This window comes from Streptomyces phaeochromogenes (assembly GCF_001418655.1).
Classification (GTDB): domain Bacteria; phylum Actinomycetota; class Actinomycetes; order Streptomycetales; family Streptomycetaceae; genus Streptomyces; species Streptomyces phaeochromogenes.
On sequence record NZ_LIQZ01000080.1, the window covers coordinates 1 to 21,904 of the forward strand.

General features: G+C 70.6%; 18 protein-coding genes. 11 read left to right on the forward strand and 7 right to left on the reverse strand.

From position 1 onward, the window contains the following. The 3 genes from AOK17_RS11625 to AOK17_RS11635 all read right to left on the reverse strand — a co-directional run. A partial coding sequence (locus AOK17_RS11625; protein WP_157881307.1) for an ABC transporter permease occupies nucleotides 1-1,144 on the reverse strand: 1,144 nt, incomplete at its 3' end. Between the two features lie 5 nt (nucleotides 1,145-1,149). Further along, nucleotides 1,150-2,643 carry an ABC transporter substrate-binding protein gene (locus AOK17_RS11630; RefSeq protein ID WP_055612324.1) on the reverse strand — a complete coding sequence of 498 codons (1,494 nt, stop codon included), beginning with the start codon at nucleotides 2,641-2,643 and terminating at the stop codon, nucleotides 1,150-1,152. A gap of 67 nt (nucleotides 2,644-2,710) precedes the next feature. Then, entirely contained in the window at nucleotides 2,711-3,382 is a 672-nt protein-coding gene (locus tag AOK17_RS11635) for an HAD family hydrolase (RefSeq protein ID WP_055612325.1), read from the reverse strand. A 174-nt stretch (nucleotides 3,383-3,556) separates the two neighbouring features. Between AOK17_RS11635 and AOK17_RS11640 the strand changes: the two genes are divergently transcribed. The 4 genes from AOK17_RS11640 to AOK17_RS11655 all read left to right on the forward strand — a co-directional run bounded on the left by AOK17_RS11640 (nucleotide 3,557) and on the right by AOK17_RS11655 (nucleotide 7,693). Beyond that, nucleotides 3,557-4,423, forward strand: a complete 867-nt coding sequence (locus AOK17_RS11640) for a YwqG family protein (RefSeq protein ID WP_055612326.1) — start codon at nucleotides 3,557-3,559, stop codon at nucleotides 4,421-4,423. 112 nt (nucleotides 4,424-4,535) lie between these two features. Beyond that, nucleotides 4,536-5,018: a hypothetical protein gene (locus tag AOK17_RS11645; protein ID WP_055612327.1), complete on the forward strand. Its 483-nt coding sequence runs from the start codon at nucleotides 4,536-4,538 to the stop codon at nucleotides 5,016-5,018. 295 nt (nucleotides 5,019-5,313) lie between these two features. Next, complete coding sequence (locus tag AOK17_RS11650) at nucleotides 5,314-6,909, forward strand: FAD-dependent monooxygenase (RefSeq protein ID WP_055612328.1); 1,596 nt, start codon at nucleotides 5,314-5,316, stop codon at nucleotides 6,907-6,909. Nucleotides 6,910-6,949: 40 nt separating this feature from the next. Next, a complete protein-coding gene (locus AOK17_RS11655) occupies nucleotides 6,950-7,693 on the forward strand; it encodes a DUF1963 domain-containing protein (RefSeq protein WP_079052944.1) in 744 nt (247 codons plus the stop codon). A 14-nt stretch (nucleotides 7,694-7,707) separates the two neighbouring features. Here AOK17_RS11655 and AOK17_RS11660 read toward each other — a convergent pair whose 3' ends face one another. Then, nucleotides 7,708-9,156, reverse strand: coding sequence for a PucR family transcriptional regulator (locus AOK17_RS11660; protein WP_055612340.1), 1,449 nt, complete (start codon nucleotides 9,154-9,156; stop codon nucleotides 7,708-7,710). Nucleotides 9,157-9,345: 189 nt separating this feature from the next. On the opposite strand from AOK17_RS11660, the gene AOK17_RS11665 reads away from it, so the two are divergent. Together AOK17_RS11665 and pruA are read left to right on the forward strand one after the other, a co-directional pair. Then, nucleotides 9,346-10,272 (forward strand): proline dehydrogenase family protein, encoded by a 927-nt coding sequence (locus AOK17_RS11665; protein WP_055612330.1) that lies wholly within the window; start codon nucleotides 9,346-9,348, stop codon nucleotides 10,270-10,272. A gap of 66 nt (nucleotides 10,273-10,338) precedes the next feature. Next, nucleotides 10,339-11,979, forward strand: a complete 1,641-nt coding sequence (gene pruA / locus AOK17_RS11670; protein WP_055612331.1) for an L-glutamate gamma-semialdehyde dehydrogenase — start codon at nucleotides 10,339-10,341, stop codon at nucleotides 11,977-11,979. Between the two features lie 119 nt (nucleotides 11,980-12,098). Here pruA and AOK17_RS11675 read toward each other — a convergent pair whose 3' ends face one another. Then, nucleotides 12,099-14,012 (reverse strand): glycoside hydrolase family 97 protein, encoded by a 1,914-nt coding sequence (locus AOK17_RS11675; protein ID WP_055612332.1) that lies wholly within the window; start codon nucleotides 14,010-14,012, stop codon nucleotides 12,099-12,101. Nucleotides 14,013-14,371: 359 nt separating this feature from the next. On the opposite strand from AOK17_RS11675, the gene AOK17_RS11685 reads away from it, so the two are divergent. Both AOK17_RS11685 and AOK17_RS53540 read left to right on the forward strand, forming a co-directional pair. Further along, a complete protein-coding gene (locus AOK17_RS11685) occupies nucleotides 14,372-14,911 on the forward strand; it encodes a GNAT family N-acetyltransferase (RefSeq protein WP_055612334.1) in 540 nt (179 codons plus the stop codon). Nucleotides 14,912-15,220: 309 nt separating this feature from the next. After that, complete coding sequence (locus AOK17_RS53540) at nucleotides 15,221-15,349, forward strand: hypothetical protein (RefSeq protein ID WP_260695433.1); 129 nt, start codon at nucleotides 15,221-15,223, stop codon at nucleotides 15,347-15,349. 64 nt (nucleotides 15,350-15,413) lie between these two features. On the opposite strand, the gene AOK17_RS11690 is transcribed toward AOK17_RS53540, so the two are convergent. Next, the gene (locus AOK17_RS11690; protein WP_055612335.1) at nucleotides 15,414-16,997 is read right to left on the reverse strand and encodes a purple acid phosphatase family protein; all 1,584 of its coding nucleotides are present in this window, start codon (nucleotides 16,995-16,997) and stop codon (nucleotides 15,414-15,416) included. 153 nt (nucleotides 16,998-17,150) lie between these two features. Between AOK17_RS11690 and AOK17_RS11695 the strand changes: the two genes are divergently transcribed. Both AOK17_RS11695 and AOK17_RS11700 read left to right on the forward strand, forming a co-directional pair. Further along, a complete protein-coding gene (locus tag AOK17_RS11695) occupies nucleotides 17,151-18,194 on the forward strand; it encodes a 3-isopropylmalate dehydrogenase (protein ID WP_055612336.1) in 1,044 nt (347 codons plus the stop codon). A gap of 255 nt (nucleotides 18,195-18,449) precedes the next feature. Next, nucleotides 18,450-19,538, forward strand: coding sequence for a branched-chain amino acid aminotransferase (locus tag AOK17_RS11700; protein ID WP_055612337.1), 1,089 nt, complete (start codon nucleotides 18,450-18,452; stop codon nucleotides 19,536-19,538). 64 nt (nucleotides 19,539-19,602) lie between these two features. Here AOK17_RS11700 and AOK17_RS11705 read toward each other — a convergent pair whose 3' ends face one another. Beyond that, the gene (locus AOK17_RS11705; RefSeq protein ID WP_055612338.1) at nucleotides 19,603-21,045 is read right to left on the reverse strand and encodes a cytosine permease; all 1,443 of its coding nucleotides are present in this window, start codon (nucleotides 21,043-21,045) and stop codon (nucleotides 19,603-19,605) included. A gap of 150 nt (nucleotides 21,046-21,195) precedes the next feature. Between AOK17_RS11705 and ureA the strand changes: the two genes are divergently transcribed. After that, on the forward strand, nucleotides 21,196-21,904 hold a 709-nt coding region (ureA, locus tag AOK17_RS11710), incomplete at its 3' end, for an urease subunit gamma (RefSeq protein ID WP_055612339.1).

A 21,904-nucleotide genomic window follows, 5' to 3' on the forward strand; every position in this document is an offset into this window, starting at 1 on the left:
GCACGGACGGACTCGGCCGCGCCAGTACGTCGCGGCCGAGTCCGTCCGTGCCGAGGGGGTACGCCCAGGAGGGCGCCTGGAGGCGGGCGGTGGTGTTCACCGTGTACGGGTCGCGGAGCAGGCCCCAGCCGACGCCGGTCAGCAGTGTGATCCCGAGCGTCAGCGGGACGGCCGGGTGCGCTCGGACCGGGCGGGCCGCGGGCAGCGTCAGCCCCGCGTCGCGCAGGGCGGGGCCCAGCAGTCGGCGCCGTACGACGGCCGCCGCCGCGCCCGTGACCAGGCCGAGGGCCAGCAGCGCGAGGACCGACCCCTGGAGCAGCGGCAGGTCCTGAGACTTGGCCGCCCCCAGCGCCGTACGTCCGATGCCCGGTACCGCGAACACCGTCTCCACGGCGACCGCTCCGCCGGTCAGTCCGACGGCGACCATCCCGAACTGCGGTACCAGCGGCGGGAGTACGTGGCGCAGGGCGGCGGCCGAGACGCGTGCCCTGCTGACCCCGGCGCCGCGCCACAGTTCCACCCAGCGCTCGTCGAGGACGGGGGGCAGGGCGTCCGCGACCAGTCGGCCCAGGAGTCCGCCGGCGGGAACGCCGAGTGCGACGGCGGGCAGCACCATGTACTGCGGGCCCTGCCAGCCGGAGGTCGGCAGGATGCCCAGCCACACCCCGCACACCAGCAACGCGACCGTGGCCAGCAGGAATTCGGGCAGTGCGGCGAGCATCGCGGCGAACGCGCCGGCCGACCCACGGCCCCGTACGAGCACGGGAGCGACCACCGCGCAGGTCACCAGGAGCGCGACCCCCAGCGCCGCGCCCATCAGGGCGAGCGACACCTGGAGTCCGGAGACGACCGACGGCAGGACGTCGGTGCCCGACACCCAGGACGTGCCGAGGTCGCCGCGCGGCAGGCCGGAGAGCCAACTCCCCAGCAGGGGAAGGGGACCCGCGTCCAGACCGAGGTCGGCGCGGATCGAGGCCAGGGCCTCCGGCGTGCCCTCCTGTTCGGCCGAGCGGGCGCGCAGGACGGTGAGGGCGGGGTCGCGCCCGGAGAGCCAGGGGAGCAGTCCGACGGCGGCGAGAACCGCGGCGAGACAGCCGAGCCGGGTGAGGGCGGCCCGGCGTCCAGGAGTGAACAGGCGTGCCATGAACGTCACTTGACGTACGTGTCCGCGGTGATCAAGGCCCGCTCGCGCGGGTCGTGCTCGACGTCCACGACTCCGGCCACGTCGCCCTGGATCACGCGCTCGTGCAGCATCGGGATCGCGGCGTCGGTGGCCAGCACCGCGGCCTCCGCGTCGACGACGGCTTGGCGGCGCGCGTCACCGGTCTTCGTCGCGGCGGCCTTCTCCAGGGCGGCGTCGACCTTCTTGTCGGACAGCTGCGAGATGTTGAAGGAACCCTTCGAACCGAAGTCGCTGTAGAGGTACGCGGCCGGGTCGCCCGAGTCGAGGACGGTCGCCCGGGACAGGATGAACGCGTCGAACTCACCCGCCAGCGCGTCGGATTCGATGTTCGCGTACTCGCGGACGTCCAGCTTCACCTTGAACCCGGCCTGCTGGAGCTGCTGTTGCAGCGTCTGGGCGACCTCGGGGAGTTCGGCGCGGTCGGTGAACGTACCGATCGTGATCGTCTTGCCGTTCGAGGCAGCGGACTTGGCGCGCTCGGCCGGCTTCCGCAGGTCGGCGGCCCAGGGGAGGGCCGGGCCCAGCAGGCCCTTCGCGACGTCGGCGCGGCCCTCGTACACGCCCTTGACGATCGACTCGGTGTCGAGGGCCTCGCGGGCGGCGGCCCGCAGGGAGGCGTCCTTGAAGGGGCCGCTCCCGGTGTTCAGGTACAGGGTGTTGGTGCGCGGCATCGGCACCTCGGTGACCAGGTCCTTGTCGAGCAGCGCGGCCTGCGACACGGGAACCGCCTCGACGACGTCTGCCTCGCCGCTGCGCAGGGTGGCCGCGCGGGCGGTGCCGTCGGGCACGAACTTCACATCGATTCCGGGGGACTTGGCCGTGCCGCCCCAGTAGTCGTCGTAGCGGTCGAGGGTCGCCGACGAGGTGCCGTTCACCTTCGTCAGCTCGAAGGGGCCGGTGCCCGCGCCGACCGCGCTGACGGTCTTCCCGCGGTACGCCTTCGCCGCCAGGATCGACAGCTGCGGCGAGCTCAGCCGCTGTGGGACCAGCGGGTCCTCGGCGTCGGTGGTGACGGCGACCGAGTCGCCGTCGGCCTTCACCGTCAGGTCGACGCCGTCGAGGATGCGTGGCTTGGGGGAGGCGGTCGCGGCCTTCGTGAGCGACCGGACGACGGACTCGGCGGTGAGCTTCGTACCGTCGTGGAAGGTGACGCCGTCCCGTATCTCGAACGTCCAAGTCGAGCCGTTCTGCCGCCACTTGGTGGCGAGGGCGGGCTCGGCGTCGCCATCCGCGTCGAGCGTCACCAGCGTCTCGGCGGTCGACCAGCGCGACAGCTTGAACGCGTCGTCGGACAGCGGCGACAGTCCGGAGCGCGGCGGATTCATCATCGCGACGCGTACGCGCTTGCCGTCGCCGCCCGCGGAGTCGTCCGAGGCGGATTCCGAGAAGCACCCGGTGAGCAGCAGGGTGGAGGCCGCGGTGACCGCGGAGAGGGGGAGAAGGCGGGCGGGCAGGCGCACGGAGCACTCCGGGTAAAGGGGTGGTCAATGGAGATGTGCGCCGACCGTAGCATGATGATAATCGTTTTCAGTAATGGTCCCCGCTGTCATGGCGCCCGCCGACGACGTGGTCGAGGGCGGATGCGGCGTCGTCGGTGATGTGCGTGGGCCGGCATGTCTCGTCGGTCCATGGCCGGCCGCCCGACACCCACACGCTTCGGACGTCGTCGAGCCCGTTCGCGCCGCCGATGTCGGCGTGCGGCGAGTCCCCGATCACCCAGGCCCCGCGCAGGGACGCCCCCACGGCGGCTGCCGCCGCACGGAAGATCTCCGGCGCGGGCTTCTTGCACCCGACCGCCTCGGAGACCACCCATCCGTGGACGATCCCGTCGAGCCCTGTGTGCCGGATCTTCGCCTCCTGTTGCTCGACACGGCCGTTGGTGACGATCACGCACGCCCATCCGGCGCCGACGGCCCGGGCGAGCGCGTCGCGGGTGGCCGCCGCCAGTACGACACGATCGGCGGCGCCCCGGTCGAGGAAGTCCCGGACGGCGGCCCCGGAGACGGCCGCCGCGTACCGCTCGGACAGGGCCCGGGCGACATCCTGCCTCGGCGTATAGCCACTGGCGTCGACGGACATCAGCCACGCGAGGTCGTCGACGGGGAGCGAGTTCTCGTCGAGAAAGACCGAGGCCGCTTCCCGGAAGGCGGCGTCCCGGTCGACCAGAGTGTTGTCGAGATCGATCATCAGGAGGGGCATGTCCGGGAGTAGAGCATGACGCGGGCGGCGTGAGCGGCGGATGCCGAGGTTGAAGGATGACGGGGTTGACGTGGGAAGGGACCACCACGAGGACGTCGATCCGGGACGTCGATTCGGAACCGTTGGGTCGGGCCGTCGGGTCGCTTGTCAGTGGTGCCCGGCATGATCGATGGCATGACACACGGACCCTCCGATGCCCTGCGGGACCTCGCTCTTCGGCATCTGTCTCCTGACATCGCCGAGCGGTGGCTCGGTCTGCTGCGCCCCGGTCTGCGTCTGGGCGTGGCCGCGGACTCGGACCGACCCGTCGGGCACCTCGGTGGGCTGCCGAAACTGCCGACCGATGAGGAGTGGCCCGTGTGGGAGGGGCACGGGCCGCTCTCGCTCATCGCTTCGATCGACTGCACGGCACTGCCCGCGGGGGCTCTGGACATCGAGCTTCCGAGCGATGGGACGCTCTACTTCTTCTATTTCGACGGCCAGTTGGACGAGGGCGAGGCTCTCGTCCTGCCCGAGGACCGGGAGAGCAGGCCGGGCGCCCGCGTGCTCTACGTACCGGCCGGTGCGGAGACTTCGAGACGTGACACACCGGGGGACCTCAAGCCGTATCCGCCGGTGCCGCTGACAGCCGGGGTGGAGATGACGGCTGCCGAGCCCTGGCATCCGCGGATGCGTGACGCCTTCGCGCCCCAGGCACCGCTCGGGCAGCGGTACGACCACCCGGTGTGCGCCGACGAGTTCATCGAGGCGCTGTGGGACTTCGGCGAGGCGGTGGGGCACCAGGTCGGCGGCCATGCGCACTCGGTTCAGAACCCGGTGGAGATCGAGATCGCAGAGGCGGTGTTCGAAGGAGAGGTGACCTGGGAGGACCCTAGGCTGTCCGACGAGGCGGGGAGCTGGGTGCTCCTGGCCCAGTTCGACAGCGAGGACGCCGCGGACATGATGTGGGGCGACTCCGGGGCCCTGTACTGGCTGATACGGCCGCGGGATCTGGTCGAGCGGCGTTTCGACCGGGCGATGTTCACCTGGCAGTGCAGCTGATGGCCGTCGCGTCGCCCGGCTGGGGCGTGCAGTACAAGCTGTGTGTGCCCAGTGAGGATGCGGTACGGAATCGGACAAGACGAGTTCTCCGATCGAGGGGGAGGGGTCCGGGGTGGGTTACCAACTGCAGGCAGTGATCGCAGGGGACGAGTTGTTGCGTGCCGTGTCGCAGGACGTTCCTGGCGCCCGGGTGGCGGCTCTTCGTCAGGGACTGCTGCTGATGCCGATGACGGATGAGGTCTTCGACGCCGTCACGGACGGCAGCTCTGGCGGGGCTCTGGGGTTTTGGCGGTTGCCGGGAGGCTTCGAGGGGCTTCTCGCTCAGTGGTCCGCGGCGGGGCCGGTCGCCTATGTGGAGGCCGACTACTTCGGTGGCGTCGGCGAGCAGCGAGCTGCCGTCTGGGCTGACGGGGCACTGGTGCTGGGGCCGCTGGATGTGCCGACGAAGAAGCGGTTTTCCCGCCCGGTCAGCCCGATCTCGCAAGCTCTTCGGCGGCTTGGTGCGAGGAGGAGTCTGGGCGAGGACGAATTCGAGGCCGTAGGTCTGGACCGCTACAGGGACAACGACGGCTGGATCTCTTCCAGTACCCGCTAGGCCTGTGCGGGATCGATGGTGAGGTGCTCGGGCCGGTCGGCGCCGTGTGCATCGCCGTCCACCTGACACGGCATGCCATCTTCCGCGAAGTGCCACGCCTGCTGCCCCGATGGCACGAGGAGAGCGCACTCGTGCCTGAGCTCGTTCGGGTGTACGCCGAGGTGATGACGTTGTGCTCGGGTGCCGGGCGGGGAGGATCGGCCTCGTCGGCGTCCAGGGACGGCACAACCGCGGTCACCGAGTGCCCCGACGGATCACGAGACCAAAGGTCCAACGTGAGCAGAAGGAGCTCGACATGTCCGTGGCGGATGCCGAGGTGGACGTACTGATCGTCGGTGGCGGGCCGGTCGGGCTCACCGCTCGGGCGTTGCTGGAGCGCTGGGGTGTGCGGGTGTCGCTGGTCGAGAAGCACGGGGAGCTGTCTCCGTTTCCGCGGTCCCGGCTGGTCAACGTGCGCTCGATGGAGATCTACCGTGGGCTCGGGCTCGCCGGCGAGATCACGGCCGGCGCCTTTGGGCCGGAGTACGGCCGCATCCGTTTCCGGGACACCCTGCACGACCGCGACTTCGCCACAGCGGCGATGGTCGGGATCAACGCGCCGATCCCCGCGAGCCCCGTGACCGGCGTCGTCAGCTCGCAGGACCGGCTGGAACCCACCCTGCTCGCCGCGGCGGACACAGAGATGAGGTTCGGGGCCGAGCTCGTCGACCTCACCGAAGAGGCCGACAGCGTCGTCGCCGTACTCCTCGACCGCCGAAGCGGTCGGGAGACTCGCGTCCGTGCCCGCTATGTGCTCGCCGCCGACGGCGCGAACTCCACCGTCAGGCAGCGGCTGGGAATCGGCACCACCGGCCCCGGAGCTCTGGCGGCCGTCACCACCGTCGTGTTCGACGCCGACCTCGACGGCTGGTGCGCCGACCAGCCCGCCGGGGTCTACTTCACCGCGCACGGATCCTTCCTCCCGCTCTACCCCGAAGGCGGCTGGGCCTGGCTCGGTCCCACACCCGAGGACACCGAGCGTGCCGACTGGTCCGGCCTCGTCTCGCGCGCCCTCGGCCCCGACGCGGGCGTACGAGCCGATGTGTCGCGGGTTCAGCACTGGGTGATGAACGCGTTCGTCGCCGAGCGTTTCCGGCACGGCCGGATCCTGCTGGCCGGTGATGCCGCGCACGCGATCCCGATCGTCGGCGGCCTGGGCATGAACACCGGCATCGCAGATGTCCACAACCTGTGCTGGAAGCTGGCGGGCGTTCTCCGGGGGTGGGCCGGGCCAAGCCTGTTGGACACGTACGAGACGGAGCGGCAACCCGTCGCCCACCGGACTCTCCGCCAGGCGGTGGCCAACAGCAAGCTCATGTTCGAAGCTCAGAGTCTGCGCCACGAGCAGTTGCAGACCGGCGGATCGGCGCCGGCCCGGGTCGAACTGCCCTGGTCCGACCGGTACTTCGCCCAACTCGGTCTCGTGCTCGGCGTCGCCTACCGCTCCGACGCCGTCCTCACCGACGGCAGCACCCCGCCCGAGCCGTCCGACACAGACCCCGAACCGTCCGACACAGGCACGGACTACGTCCCCACCGCAGAGGCCGGCCATCGCATGCCGCACCTCTGGCTCACACCCGACCGCTCCACGCTCGACGCCTTCGGCGAATGGTTCACCCTGCTCACCCCCGACCCCGCCGCCTGGGAGCAACAAGCCGCCGCACCAGGGGTGTTGCACATCGAGCGCCTCCCCGATGAGCACGCCGAACTCTGCGGCCTCAGCCTCCGGGGAGCGCTGCTCGTCCGACCCGACGGACACATCGGTGCCCGCTGGCGCGACCGCGCATCGAGCGGCACCGCTCTCCATCGCGCCCTCACCGCGATCGGTGGTTCTCCGCGATCGAGTCGGTGACAACGGGGGTGTGTCAGACCGAGGTTGCAGACTGTCGGCCATGAACGCACTTGACGAATATCGTGTGGCGGCTCGCAAGCGGGGCGTGCCCGAGGATCTCCTCGACAGGGCACTGCGGCTTGCCCGCCCGCGTCTGGAGTTGCGGTCGACGGAGGGCTCCGACGCTCCGGTCGTCGGACAGTACGGGGGCCGTCCCCAGCTTCCCCCGGACGTCGAATGGACCGGCTTCCCGGCATTCGTCGCATCGGTCGACTGTGCCGCCGTTCCGGTCGGCGAACTGGACATTCAGCTGCCGGAGGACGGGCACTTACTGTTCTTCGCCAACAACAGCGAGCCGAGCCACGTCCCCGGGCCCACGCAGGAAGGCCGGGTGGTGTACGTCCCGGCCGGAACGGCGACGACGGAACGGGCCCCGTCCGAAGACGACGCGCCCTACACGTTCGAGTCGTTTCCCCTACGAGGCCGGCTCGACCGGTTCATGCCGGACACCAACCACGAGATCGCCGACCAGGAAACCGTGCGGCTCATCCACCCGTACCTGCTGGACTACTGGGAAGAGACCACGACCGGCGAACTCACCCTCGGCGGATACGCGTCCGTGATACATCACGACCCGGCGCCCTGGCCCGTCACCGATGACGAAGCGTTCATCATGCTGGCGCGCGCGGATTTCACGTTCGTGGACACGCCCCTCAGTTGCGCCGCGTCCTGGCTGATCCGCCCCCAGGATCTGGCGGAACGAAACTTCGAGAACGTGCGGCTCGATTTCCAGTCGTACATGTGACCGAGGCGCTGCGCCTAGAGCCGCTGAGCCTTCAGCCCCATGTGCAGGAGCAGGCGGTCCTCGCCGTCGTCCAGGTCGAGGCCTGTGAGTTGTTCGACGCGGGAGAGGCGGTAGTAGAGGGTCTGGCGGTGGATGCCCAGTTCGGCGGCGGTGCGGCCGGCCTGGCCCGCGCAGTCGAGGAACACCTCGGCGGTGTGGGCGAGTTCGCGGTGGGAGGGGGCCAGGAGCGGACGTACGGCGGGGTCGTGGGAGGCGGTCGGCGGCAGCGCGGTGAGGAGACGGTACGGGCCGATGGACGACCAGTGCGCGACGGGGCCCAGCCGCGGTTCGGCCAGCGCCGCGCGGGCGGCGGCCGACGCCTCCTGCCAGGCGGTGGCCAGGTCGGCGAGACCGGAGTGGGGGACGGCGATCCCTGCCACGACCCGGCCGGGGCGGGGGCCGTGCGGTTCCGGGGCCTGTCCGGCCGTCCGCCCGGCTGCGCCTGCCCCCTCGGCCGCCCGTCCGGCTCCCCTTGTCCCTTCGGCCGGCCGCGCGGCCTCCGCCTCGCCCGCCCGGCCAGGCCGTTGCTCCGACCCGGTGTCCCGGCCCTGGCTCTGGTCCGGCGGCTGGGTCGGGCCCCGGCCCTGGGCGCCCCCGGCTTGCCGGTGAGCCCCAGGATGGCCGGGCTCCGCCGTGGAGGACTGTGGGCGCGCTGATCCCCGTACCCCCTCCGCCCTCTCCAGCAGGCGGGCCGCCGCCGTTGTCGCCGGGGTGAGGACCTCCGGTGAGCGCAGGCGGACCAGGAGGGCAAGGCTCTGGGCGGTGGGGCCCCAGGGGAGGGCGCAGACGGCGGTGGCGGACGGGATGGTGCGGACCGACGGCGCGTCGTCGGGGTGGGACGAGGGCCAAGGGGCCACGCAGACCATCGTGTGGAGGCCCTCGCCGCGGGCGCCCAGCTCCGTGTGGAGTTCCGCCAGTGCCATGTCGCGCTGCCAGCCGCTCTCGGCGGTGAGGACGGCGCGCAGCTCACGGCTGAGGTCCGCGCCCGCCTGGGCCTCGTCCGCCAGGAGGGCGCCGATGCGCGGGGTGACCTCCATCGCCGCGGAGAGCTGCTGGTCGGTGGGCCCCGGATCGTCCGACAGCAGCCACACGTACCCGAGGACCACACCCCGATGGCGTACGGGGAGGCAGACGCGGCCCCGGTGGACGCCCGCCTCGGGGGTGGGCGGAATACGGACCGGCGCCGTGGCGCGGGCGATGCCGAAGCCCTCGAACCAGGTGCGGACCGCCGAGGTCGAGCGGCGCGTCAGGATCGAGCGGGCGCGTACGGGGTCCAGCGCGGAGGCGTCCAGCTCGCCCTCGCTGTCGTACGCGCCGAAGGCGATCAGCTCGAAGTCGCGGTTCTCCAGTGTCGCGGGGGCGCCGAGGAGCTCCGAGATCTCGTCCACCAGCTCCTGGTATTCGCCCTTGGGATCCGATGTCACCCGGGCATTCTCCATCATTTCCCCGCGCCTTCATACATCTGTCTGAGATCCGGGGCACGGATGCGTGACAGCTGTCGATGGCCGACGATCGGAGGGATCCTTAGGTTTCACGGTGGTTCTTCGTGCCGTACCGGGACGCCGTACAACGGTGGGTACGGCCTTCCGCCGGCCTTGTTGTGGAGGTGCCCCGTGCTGGGTCCCGTGATTCTCGCCGCCTCGCGCAGCGACCGGATGCGTCGTCTGATCTCGGCGGCCCCGGTGACCAAGCCGGTCGTCGACCGCTTCATCCCCGGCGAGTCCGTCGACCAGGTCGTACCGATCATCCAGGACCTCACGGCCAAGGGCCTGGAGGTCACCATGGACGTGGTCGGCGAGGACATCACCACGCCGGAGCAGGCCACACTCGCCCGTGACGCGTACCTGGAGCTGATCGACCGCCTCAAGCGGCTGGAGCTCGGGGAGCGCGCCGAGATGTCGGTGAAGCTGTCCCTCTTCGGGCAGGCCCTGGAGGGCGGCCACGAGCTGGCTCTCGCCAACGTCCGGCCCGTCGTCGAGGCCGCCGCCGCCATCGGTACGACCGTCACGCTCGACGCCGAGGACCACACCACCCTCGACTCGATGTTCGCCATCCACGAGGAGCTGCGGAAGGACTTCCCGGAGACCGGCTGCGTCATCCAGGCCTACCTCTTCCGCACCGAGGCCGACGCCCGCCGCCTCGCCGAGGCCGGCAGCCGCGTACGGCTCGTGAAGGGCGCCTACAAGGAGCCCGCCGAGGTCGCGTACCAGCAGAAGGCCGAGATCGACAAGGCGTACGTCCGCATCCTGCGCATCCTGATGGAGGGCGAGGGGTACCCGATGATCGGGTCCCACGACCCGCGCCTGATCTCCATCGCCCAGGAGCTGGCCCGGCGCGCCGGCCGCAAGCCCGACGAGTACGAGTTCCAGATGCTGTACGGGATCAGGAGCGACGAGCACCTGCGGCTCGCCGCCGAAGGCCACCGCATGCGCGTCTACACCGCGTACGGCACCGACTGGTACGGCTACTTCATGCGGCGCCTCGCCGAGAAGCCCGCCAACCTCCTCTTCTTCGGCCGCTCGATCCTCACCAAGAGCTGAGAAACAAGAACCGAGAGCCAGGGCTTGAGCCCCGAAAACACCGCTCACTAAGGAGTTACGGACACCATGGACGCCGTCACCCAGGTCCCCACCCCCGTCAACGAGCCGGTGCACGGCTATGCCCCCGGCTCTCCCGAGCGCGCCCGGCTGGAGTCCAGGCTCAAGGAGCTCGCCGAGAACCCGGTCGACCTGCCGATGACCATCGGCGGCGAGAAGCGGATGGGCGGCGGCGACCGCTTCGACGTCGTGCAGCCGCACAACCACAAGGCCCGCCTCGGCACGTACGCGAACGCCACCCAGGCCGACGCCCAGGACGCGATCGACGCGGCCCTCGCCGCCGCGCCCGCCTGGCGCGCGATGTCCTTCGACGACCGCGCCGCGATCATCCTGCGCGCCGCCGAGCTGCTGGCGGGCCCGTGGCGCGAGACGCTCGCCGCCTCGACGATGCTCGGCCAGTCGAAGACCGCCCAGCAGGCCGAGATCGACTGTCCCTGCGAGCTGGTCGACTTCTGGCGCTTCAACGTCAAGTACGCCCGTGACCTGCTCGCCGAGCAGCCGCCTGCCAACTCGCCCGGCGTCTGGAACCGCCTCGACCACCGCCCGCTCGAAGGCTTCGTCTACGCGATCACGCCCTTCAACTTCACGGCGATCGCGGGCAACCTGCCGACCGCGCCCGCGCTGATGGGCAACGTGGTCGTGTGGAAGCCGTCGCCGACGCAGACCCACGCGGCCGTTCTCCTCATGCAGCTGCTGGAGGAGGCGGGTCTGCCCAAGGGCGTCATCAACCTCGTCACCGGTGACGGCATCGAGGTCTCCGAGGTCGCCCTGGAGCACCGCGACCTCGCCGGTATCCACTTCACCGGCTCGACCAAGACCTTCCAGTACCTGTGGAAGACGGTCGGCAACAACATCGAGAAGTACCGCACCTACCCCCGCATGGTCGGCGAGACCGGCGGCAAGGACTTCGTCGTCGCGCACCCGAGCGCCGACCCGGCGGTCCTGAAGACGGCCCTCACCCGCGGCTCCTTCGAGTACCAGGGCCAGAAGTGCAGCGCCTCCTCGCGCGCGTATGTCCCGGCCTCCATCTGGAACTCCGGCTTCAAGGAGGAGTTCGCGGCCGAGATCGACGGCATCACCATGGGTGACGTCACCGACCTGTCGAACTTCATCGGCGCCGTCATCGACGAGCGCTCCTTCGCCAAGAACAAGGCGGCGATCGACCGGGCGCACGCCGACCCGTCCTGCACGGTCGTCGCGGGCGGCACCTACGACGACTCGGTCGGCTACTTCGTCCGCCCGACCGTCGTCGAGTGCACGGACCCGGCGAACGAGGTCTTCACGACGGAGTACTTCGGCCCGTTCCTCGCCGTGTACGTGTACGACGACAGCACGGCCGACGGGTACGACGAGATGCTGGCCCAGATGGAGTCGGTGTCGGACTACGCGCTCACCGGCTCGGTCATCGCGGGCGACCGCGCCGCCGCCGCGTACACGATGGAGAAGCTCCGCTACGCCGCGGGCAACTTCTACATCAACGACAAGTCGACCGGCGCCGTCGTCGGCCAGCAGCCCTTCGGCGGCGGTCGCGCGTCCGGCACCAACGACAAGGCGGGCGCCCCGCAGAACCTGATGCGGTGGACCCTGACCCGCGCCATCAAGGAAACCCTGGTCCCGCCGACCGACTACCCGTACCCGCACATGGGCTGAGACCGGCCCGCACCCGGACCGGGGCGCCCCCGCACACGGGTCGGCGCCCCGCTGAACCGCCCCCGCCCCGGAAGCATCCCCTCCGGGCCGGGGGCGGCGTGCGTCGTGCCGACGTACGGTCAGCGGTCGCAGCTCGTCCGGCCCGGGTGCCAGCGGCAGGCCAGTGCGGCGAAGCCGCCGTCCGTCACGACGGGGACGGTGAGCGTGGTGCCGCCGCGGACGACGTGTGGCTCGCGGACCAGGCCCGAGGGGCCGTCGGTCACGGTCTCGACGAGCCATTTGCCCGTGCCCAGACGCATGGGTACGTCCACGCTCCGGGCCGCTCCCGCGAACGTGCCGCCGATGAACCAGCGGCCGTCGGGCGCACGGCGGGCCATGACCGCGGAGCGGCCGGGGTCGCCGGTAAGGAGTCTGGTCTCCTCCCAGCCGGTGGGCAGTTGCTCCAGGTAGCGGCGGGCCTCAGGGCGGGCCTCGTACGACTCCGGGGTGCCGGCGAGGTTCTGGATGCCGGACTCGTAGAGGACGGTCAGGCCCAACTCACCCGCGTCCGAGCCGACGTTGGGGCGGAAGGGGCGGTGGAAGGCGCCCGGGGTGAAGTCCATGGAGCCGATGACGTTGCGGGTGTAGGGGAGCGCGGCCAGCTGCTCGGGCGTGTTGTTGCGCTTCTCCTCGCCGCCGACGCCCTCCAGGGTCATGACGTGCGGCCAGGTGCGCTGGATGCCCTTGGGGATCGTGGAGCCGTGGAAGTTGACCATCAGGTGGTGCTTCGCGGTGGCCGGCAGGATCTCGTCGTACCAGGCCATCCGCTCCTGGGACTCCGAGTCCATGAAGTCGATCTTCACGCCCTTGACGCCCCAACGCTCCAGTGTGGACAGCCACTTCTCCCGTTCGACGGGGTCGACGAGGAGCGAGTAGTGGAGCCAGACCTGTATCCCGACGCCGCGTTCCTTGCCGTAACGCACCAGCTCGGGCATCCAGTTGTTCGTCTGCCAGTCGGGGTCGATGACGTCCCACTCGCCGGGCTTGTAGTACCAGCCGGCGTCGACGACCTCGTACGGCCAGTCGCGCTCGGCCGCGTAGTCGACGTACTTCTTCTGCGCCGCGAGGCTCTGCCCGGCCTCCTTGCCGCCGGCGAGCCAGGTCCACAGGGCCGGGCCCGGCTTGATCCAGGAGGTGTCGCGGACACGGGACCTGGGGGCGAGGTCGTCGGTGAACGTCGACTCCGTGACCGTCGGCAGATCGCCGGTGACCACCGCGCGCCAGGGCGTGGTGAGCCTGCCGGACACCTGGACCGGCTCGTCGTTCCACGGACTCACGCCGAACGTGGACGAACCGGCGGCGTGCGTGAGGTGGGATCCGGCGTAGCTGCCGGTCAGGTCCGACTCGGCGACCAGCGCGTAGCCGCCGTCCGTCTTGAAGAGGGCCTGCATCGAGTACGTGCCCGCCGGTACCGCGGCCACCGACTGGTAGCGGACGAAGGGGAGTTCGTTGTCCCGGCGGTAGGCGCTGATGACGGGCTCGGCGGTGGCGGGGAAGGTGAACGCGGAGGCCTCGCGTACGACATCGCCGTGATCGTCCGGCAGGACGTAGCGATACGCGACGCCGTCCGGGGCGACGCGGGTCAGCAGGTCGATCCGCGCGCCGTCCGCCGTCCGGAAGCGGAAGCGGGACTCGGTCATACGGACAACCCGCTTGTGCGCCTTGCCTGTTGGGACCGTGTAGCGCTCCGAGATCGTGCGGTCGGAGCGTCCGGTGAGGGTCAAGTCCCGGGAGAAGTCGGCCTGTTCGGTGACGAGGCCGACGGGGGACGGTTCGAGGACCGTACGGCCGGCGCGTCTGACCGCCAGGGTCGGACTGCCGTCGGCCGGGTCGAGGGAGACCACGGCCGTGGGGGAACCGTGCGGACCGCGCACCTCCCAGGACGCGGGGCGGGCGGGCGCCTCGGCACGGGCCGGAAGCGTCGCCGCGGTGGTGGCGAGGAGTGCGGAACAGAGCGTCAACACGATGGTGCGGGCCCGGGGTTGGACCGCCATGTGGAACCCCTCCTGTCGCAGTCATCCGATGACTGGTCGATAAATGTGAGAGTGGAGGGGGCTTTGAGGCATGTCAAGGAATCTGACAGCATCAGACATCGGATTGCTGATGCGTCATTCAGTAAGAGATGATCACTCGGGGCGGTGCGAGGATCACCCCGCGAGACTGGGGACGATTTTGCCCTTGGTGTGTCCCGCCTCCCGGGGGGCGGGACACCAACAGGCCTCCCGGCGCAGGGTGCCCAGGTCGCCCAGGACCTCATCGTGCTCCCGCGGCCCGCCTTCCGCAGCCCGCGGAATCAGGACGAACATCGGAATCAGGACGAATGCCGAGGCGATGGCCATCCGATACTGGGGCGATGGCCAACCGACTGCGCACCGCCCACACGGCGGACCTCACCCCCGCCGAACTCCGCGCCGTCCGCACGTTCCTGGACGGCGCGTTCGAGGGGGACTTCTCCGACGAGGACTGGGACCACGGGCTGGGCGGGATGCACGCCCTCGTGCACGACGGGACCGGACTCGCCGCCCACGGCTCGGTGGTCATGCGCAGGGTCCTGCACCGGGGCCGCTCCCTGCGCACGGGGTACGTCGAGGCGGTCGCCGTCCGCGCGGACGTACGCCGGACCGGCCTCGGCGGGCAGATCATGGCCACGCTGGAAGAGGTCGTCGACCGCTCGTACGCCCTCGGCGCGCTCTCCGCGAGCGACGCGGGCGCCGCCCTCTACACCGCCCGCGGCTGGCAGGTCTGGCCGGGCCGGATCTCCGCCCTCGGCCCGGACGGCATCGTGCGCCTCCCCGACGAGGAGGGCACCACCTTCGTCCGCCCCGCCTCCGCCGGCCCCCTCGACCCGTCCCACGGCCTGACCTTCGACTGGCGCGACGGCGATGTCCTCTAGGGATGCCTCCAGGGGTGCCCTCCAGGGATGCCCTCCCGAGAGGGAAATATAGAAACCGCAGGTCAACGCGGTGTGACCCAATCCGCCGTCTCAGATAGTAGGAAGTCCGACTAACTGTGGAGACAGATGCGCGGTCCTCGCCTAGCTTTGTAGGAGCCGAACGTCTCGCTAGACCAAGCGAATGGCGGTCGTGAGCCGGAGCCCTGGCAGGCAACCCCTGCGGCACCGCTCCCCGCCCCACCCGGCGTCTCGTAATCCCTCATCGCACTTCCGGCGGGGCCGCTGCCGGAGGCAAGGAGTCGATTCATCATGGCCGAGACGACCGCCCGCCGAGTCCGTCACGTCTCCCGTTCGAGCGAGTCCGACCGCAAGAACGCCGCCGCCGCGCTCCAGCGCGCCCTCGACCGCAGGGACAACGGCGGCTCGACCGGGCACTGAGCCCGGTCCAGCCTTCTTCACAACAAGCCGGGAGCCGCGCCCGCACGAGGTGCGGCGCGGGGCCTCACGCCCCGCGCCGCACCTCGAAGTAGTCGATGCGTTCGCCGCTCTGCGCCAGCGCCGACACCTTGAGCTTCGGGGCCGCTCCCGCCTCCGCCTCCACGGAGAGGAAGGAGTAGCCGGTGTACCGCACCCTCGACCACTCCACGGTGTCGGGGTTCTGGTCCCGCGACTTCGTCCAGTGGTACGTCTTCACGGACTCGCGGTCGGCGATCTTCCCCTCGTAGCTGTCTTTCACCCCTGCGGGGAAGTGGTAGAGGCTCTTGCCGGCCCCGCCCGCCGTGACGTACACGATCCCGTCCTTGGTCGGATCGGTCGACGCGCCGACGGGCACCCGCCTGCCCACCTTGCCGCCCTTGATGGCGTCGGTCCGCTCGTAGACGTGGTTGTGCCCGTTGATCACCAGGTCCACCTGGTGCTTGGTGAACAGCGGCAGCCAGGCGTCGCGCACGCCGCCGTCCGAGGCGTGGGTCGACGTCGAGTACGTGCAGTGGTGGAAGAAGACCACGATGAAGTCGACCTGCCCCCGCAGTTCACCGAGCCGCCTGTCGAGCCAGGCGGTCTGCCTGCCGTCCGAGTAGCCCTTGTTGGCGGGGATCTCGTACGACACGTCGTTCGCGTCCAGCGCCACCACCCCGACATTGCCGTACGTGAATGAATAGACGCCCGGGGAGTTCTTCGCGTCGAAGCCGTTGTCCGGGAGGGCCCAGCGCGCGGACTGCCCGCCGTACCCGTTCGGCGAGTACCACGCCTCCATGTCGTGGTTGCCGGTCGTCACCATCCACGGGACCGACTTGGCCACCGGCTCGGTCTGCTTGAGGAACAGGTCCCAGGTGGTGGGGGCGTAGTAGTCCGACTTCTCGCCGTGTCCCGTGTCGTCGGCGTAGCAGATGTCCCCCGCGTGCAGATGGAAGGACGGCTGCCGGCCGAGGATCAGCCGGTCGTTGGCGAGCGCGTCGGGGGTGACGCCCTGGTCGCCGAACGCGGTGAAGACGAACGTCTCGGGGCGGGCGGGCGCCGTGGTGAACGAGCCGACCGTGGAGTGCCGCTCCTTGGACGCCGGGTCGAAGCCCTCGTGGCCGACGCCGTAGTAGTACGTCGTGCCGGGGCGCAGGCCGTCGAGCGCCGCGTGCAGGTAGTACTGCTCCACGGCGAGCCGCTGCCCCTCCACCTCGGGGGTGTGCAGGTCGCGGACCTCGGCCTCGATCTTCCGGCTCAGCTCCCACGGCTTCAGCCCCACGCGCACGTACGGCTTCTTCACCGGGAGCGGTACCTGCCACGAGATCCGCATCTGGGTCTTCGGGTCCGCGCCGAAGGCGAGGTGGCGGCCGAAGGGGGTGACGACCGAGCCGTTCACCCGGCCGGTGCCGGTGGGCGTGGACGTGGCGGACAGGGGCGAGGCCGTCCGGCTCGCCGTGTCCGTACCGGAGCCCGAGCCGGAGCAGCCGGTCAGCAGTCCACTTGCCACCGCGCCCGCGGTCACCAGGGCGCGGCGCCGCGAGTACTTCGTCCGCAGGTACTCGTACTGCTCCGCCATGCTCATCCGGCGTGCGAGCTGCGGCGGGATGCCGACGTCGGGAGTGTCCATGATTCTGAACTTCCCAGCGTGTCCCAACAACCGCCATACGTACGGGTGAACGGGAGCCGACAGATTGATGCGCGGCCATCCGGTGGCCGCCCGGTGGTGTCCGTATCGCGGACTCCCCATGTCATCCCGTGGGACGAGGAGTAGGGTGCCGACATGTCTCGCAGCCTCAATCTCGCAGTGATCCCCGGTGACGGCATCGGCCAGGAAGTCGTGGCCCAAGGCCTGAAGGTCCTCTCGGCCGTCCTCCCGCAGGATGTGAAGCTGGAGACCAAGGAGTTCGACTTCGGCGCCAAGCGTTACCACGCGACCGGTGAGACCCTCACCGAGGCCGACCTGGACGCCCTGAAGAAGCACGACGCCATCCTGCTCGGCGCGATCGGTGACCCGAGCGTGCCGTCCGGTGTGCTGGAGCGCGGTTTCCTGCTCAAGCTCCGCTTCGCCTTCGACCACCACGTCAACCTGCGTCCGTCGAAGCTCCTTCCGGGTGTCGCCACCCCGCTCGCCGGCCAGCCGGAGATCGACTTCGTCGTGGTCCGCGAGGGTACCGAGGGCCCGTACACGGGCAACGGCGGCACCATCCGCAAGGGCACCGAGCACGAGGTCGCCACCGAGGTCTCCGTGAACACGGCCTTCGGTGTGGAGCGCGTCGTCCGTGACGCCTTCGCCCGCGCCCAGGCCCGCCCGCGCAAGAAGCTCACGCTGGTCCACAAGAACAACGTGCTGACCTTCGCGGGTCACCTGTGGACGAACGTCTTCAACAAGGTGGCCGAGGAGTTCCCCGAGGTCACCACGGACTACATCCACGTGGACGCCGCGACGATCTACCTCGTCACGGACCCCGCCCGCTTCGACGTGATCGTCACCGACAACCTCTTCGGCGACATCATCACCGACCTCGCCGCGGCCGTCTCCGGCGGCATCGGCGTCGCCGCCTCCGGCAACATCAACCCGAGCGGCGAGTTCCCGTCCATGTTCGAGCCCGTTCACGGCTCGGCCCCGGACATCGCAGGTCAGGGCAAGGCCGACCCCAGCGCCACCGTCCTGTCCGTCGCCCTCCTGCTGCGCCACCTCGGCCACGAGTCCGAGGCCGTGCGCATCGAGGACGCCGTCTCCGCCGACCTCGCGGAGCGCGTCGGCAAGCCCGCCCGCAGCACCGAGGAAATCGGCGACGCGCTCGCCGTACGAGTAGCCGGCTGACCCCGCCGAGCCACTCGAAACTCTCGAAGCCGCCGGGTCTCTCAAGCACCCGGCGGCTTTTCTATGTCCCCGCCGGGTGTCACCATCATCCTCTGGGTCGCATTCACGCCCTTTTCGTCCATGGCCCCGCACGCGCGATAATCGAACGCGGAGCCGCGGAATGAGGGAATGCTCGGACGTCCTAACACCGGCCACTGGCAGGTACAGGCGTGAGCGCGGCCCGTCACACACGAAACCGGTGAAGGACAACCACTCATGACGACGCCCACGATCGAGCTCAAGCCCTCGGCCTCGCCACTCTCCGGCGCGGAACGCGAGGCCATCCTCGCCAGCCCCGGGTTCGGCCGCCACTTCACCGACCACATGGTGACGATCAAGTGGACCGAGGGCCGCGGCTGGCACGACGGCCAGCTCACGCCGTACGGACCGCTCTCCCTGGACCCGGCGACCAACGTCCTGCACTACGCGCAGGAGATCTTCGAGGGTCTGAAGGCCTACCGGCAGCCCGACGGCTCCGTCGCCACCTTCCGCCCGGACCGGAACGCCCTGCGCTTCCAGGCCTCCGCCCGTCGCCTGGCGATGCCCGAGCTGCCCGTCGAGACGTTCATCGAGGCGTGCGACGCGCTGGTCCAGCAGGACAAGGCATGGGTGCCCGCACACGGCGGCGAGGAGTCGCTCTACCTGCGCCCGTTCATGATTGCGAGTGAGGTCGGCCTGGGCGTGAAGCCCGCCAACGAGTACCTCTTCCTGGTCATCGCGTCCCCGGCCGGCGCGTACTTCCCGGGCGGCGTGAAGCCCGTCTCGATCTGGCTCTCCGAGGACCGCGTGCGCGCCGTCCCCGGCGGCATGGGCGACGCCAAGACCGGCGGCAACTACGCCGCGTCCCTGCTCGCCCAGGCCGAGGCCGCCTCGAAGGGCTGCGACCAGGTCTGCTACCTCGACGCCGTCGAGCACAAGTGGGTCGAGGAACTGGGCGGCATGAACCTGTACTTCGTGTACGGGGACAAGATCGTCACGCCCACGCTGACGGGCTCCATCCTGGAGGGCGTCACCCGCGACTCGCTCCTCTCGGTCGCCCGTGACCTCGGTTACGAGTCCGAGGAGGCCCGCGTCTCCATCGACCAGTGGCAGCGCGACGCCGAGAACGGCACCCTGACCGAGGTCTTCGCCTGCGGCACGGCGGCCGTCATCACCCCCGTCGGCACGGTCAAGCGCTCCAGCGCCGAGTGGCAGCAGTCCGGCGGCGAGCCCGGCGAGGTCACCCTCAAGCTCCGCCAGGCCCTCCTCGACATCCAGCGGGGCGTGACGAAGGACCAGCACGGCTGGATGCACAACCTGGGCTGAGGCTCCGGCTCGGTAGTCACGTTGCATGAGGCCCGCCCCCTGTGTCGGGGGCGGGCCTTTCGCGCTACTGGGAGACCGAGGCCCGCCGGGTCTCCGTCCCCGACGCCTCCGAAGGCACCGGAGCCTGAGGCGACCGTGCCGTCAGGGTCAGATACGCGGTGCCTCCGACCAGGCCCGACAACAGGAAACTGCAGTCCACCCCGCCGGTCAGTGTCAGCAGCGGGCCCTCGTACGACGGGAGGGACACGGCGAGCAGGCCGGTGGCGGCGCCCAGGGTCCACGACACCGTGGCCGGGATGTTCCAGCCGGCCGAGTACCAGTAGATCCCGCCCCGGGAGCGGCGGTTGAAGACCTGGAGGGCGTCGGGGTCGTACACCCCGCGGCAGCGTACGAAGCCGATGAGTGTGATGACCGCCCATGGTGTGCCGACCGCCGTCAGCAGGAGCACGAAGGACGTCATCGCGTCCTGGGCGCTCGACGCGTAGTGGCCGACGAAGACGCAGGCCGTGGCGACGACGGCGACCGTGTACGTGGCCCGGGTGCGGGAGGCGCGCGGGAGGATCGCGTCGAGGTCGAGGCCCATGGAGTAGAGCATCAGACCCGCGTTGCCGACCGATCCGGCGGAGGCGGCGAGCAGGAGCGGGACGAGGTACCAGCCGGGGGCGGCGGAGACCAGCGGGCCCGCGTAGTCGAGGGCCGCGCCGGCCGCGTACGCCGTGAAGGTGCCGAAGAGCTGGGGGACCAGGAGCCCGGCGGTCAGGCCGAGCCAGGTCGCGCGCAGGACCGTACGGGAGGAGTGCCGGGCGGGTGAGATGTAGCGCGTGTAGTCGCCGAGCAGCGTGATGAACGCGACCGGGCCCGAGAGACCCGCGGCCACCGCCGCCAGCAGCCAGGTCGGCCAGAAGCCGCCGAGCAGATAGCCGCCCGCCTCCGGCAGCGCGGACGTCGTGAAGTGCGGTGCGTACGCGAACACCCCGAGGACCAGCAGGGCCGTCATGCCCACGGCCAGGATCCGGGACATACGGAGCAGCACGCGGTAGCCGTACACCGCGCCCGCCACGGTGGCCGCCGAGAGCAGGGCGTAGACCAGCCCGTACGAGAGGTCCGAGGCGGGCAGTCCGAACAGGCGGTGCAGTACGCCGACCATCACGTCGCCGCCGATCCACACGGTCAGGGCCGTGTAGCCGAGGGCGAGCAGGAGCCCGACGACCGAGCCGACGAGCCGGCCGCGGACGCCGAACTGGGCGCCGGACGACGTCGAGAGGTTCGTCGCCGTGCGCAGGGAGACCAGCGCGAGCGGAGCCGTGAGGGCGGTGCCGGCCAGCGTGCCCACGACCACCGACGTGACGGACGACCACCAGTCGAGGCCGAACGACGGCGGCAGCCAGCCGAAGATGATCACGCCGAGGCAGAGGTTCGAGCCGAGCAGGATCGAGACCAGGTCCCGAGGGCCGCTCGTGCGCTCCTCCTCCGGGATGGTGTCGACTCCGTGTTGTTCCACCGGCATGGCAGGTCCCTTCGATCGGCCCCTTGCGGCCCGCACTTTAGAGCGACGTTCAATGTGCCGGGTTCGGATTCGTCCGTCAATGGTTTCTTTCCATGGGTGGCATGGTTAGAGTGATGCTCCAAACTTCTGGACGCAAGGAGGTGTCGTGGCGTGAGACTGACCCCCACGGAACGTGACCGGCTGCTCCTGTTCGGGGCCGCCGAGCTGGCCCGTGCCCGCCGGGCGCGCGGTCTCAGGCTCAACGTGCCGGAGGCGACCGCGCTCATCGCGGACACCGTCTGCGAGGCCGCGCGCGACGGGCGACGGCTCGCCGAGGCCATCGAGGCGGCCCGGGCAGTGCTCGGCCCGGACGACGTGCTGCCGGGTGTCGCCGACGTCGTGACCGAGGTGCATGTCGAGGCCGTCTTCGACGACGGCTCGCGGCTCGCGGTCGTGGCCGACCCCATCGGCGGCGGGCTGGGGGAGCGGGCCCCCGGGGCGCTGCTGCCGGGGCCCGTGCACGCCGAGCCCGAGGCGGTCGTGCGGCTCGCGGTCACCAACACCGCCACCGTGCCCGTCTCCGTCACCTCCCACTTCCACTTCTTCGAGGCCAACCCGCGGCTCGACTTCCCGCGCGCGGACGCCTACGGGATGCGGCTCGCCGTGCCCGCGGGGTCGTCGGTGCGGTTCGGGCCGGGCGAGCGCGTCGAGGTCGGGCTCGTACCGGTCGGGGGTGAGCGGATCGCGATCGGGTTCGCCGGGCTCGTGGACGGCCCGCTGGACGCGCCGGGCGCCAAGGAAGAGGCCCTGCACAGGGCCGCAGCCTGCGGGTATCTGGGAGCCGCGGCTCCCGGGGGCGAATCTCAGCAGGGGCAGGGGC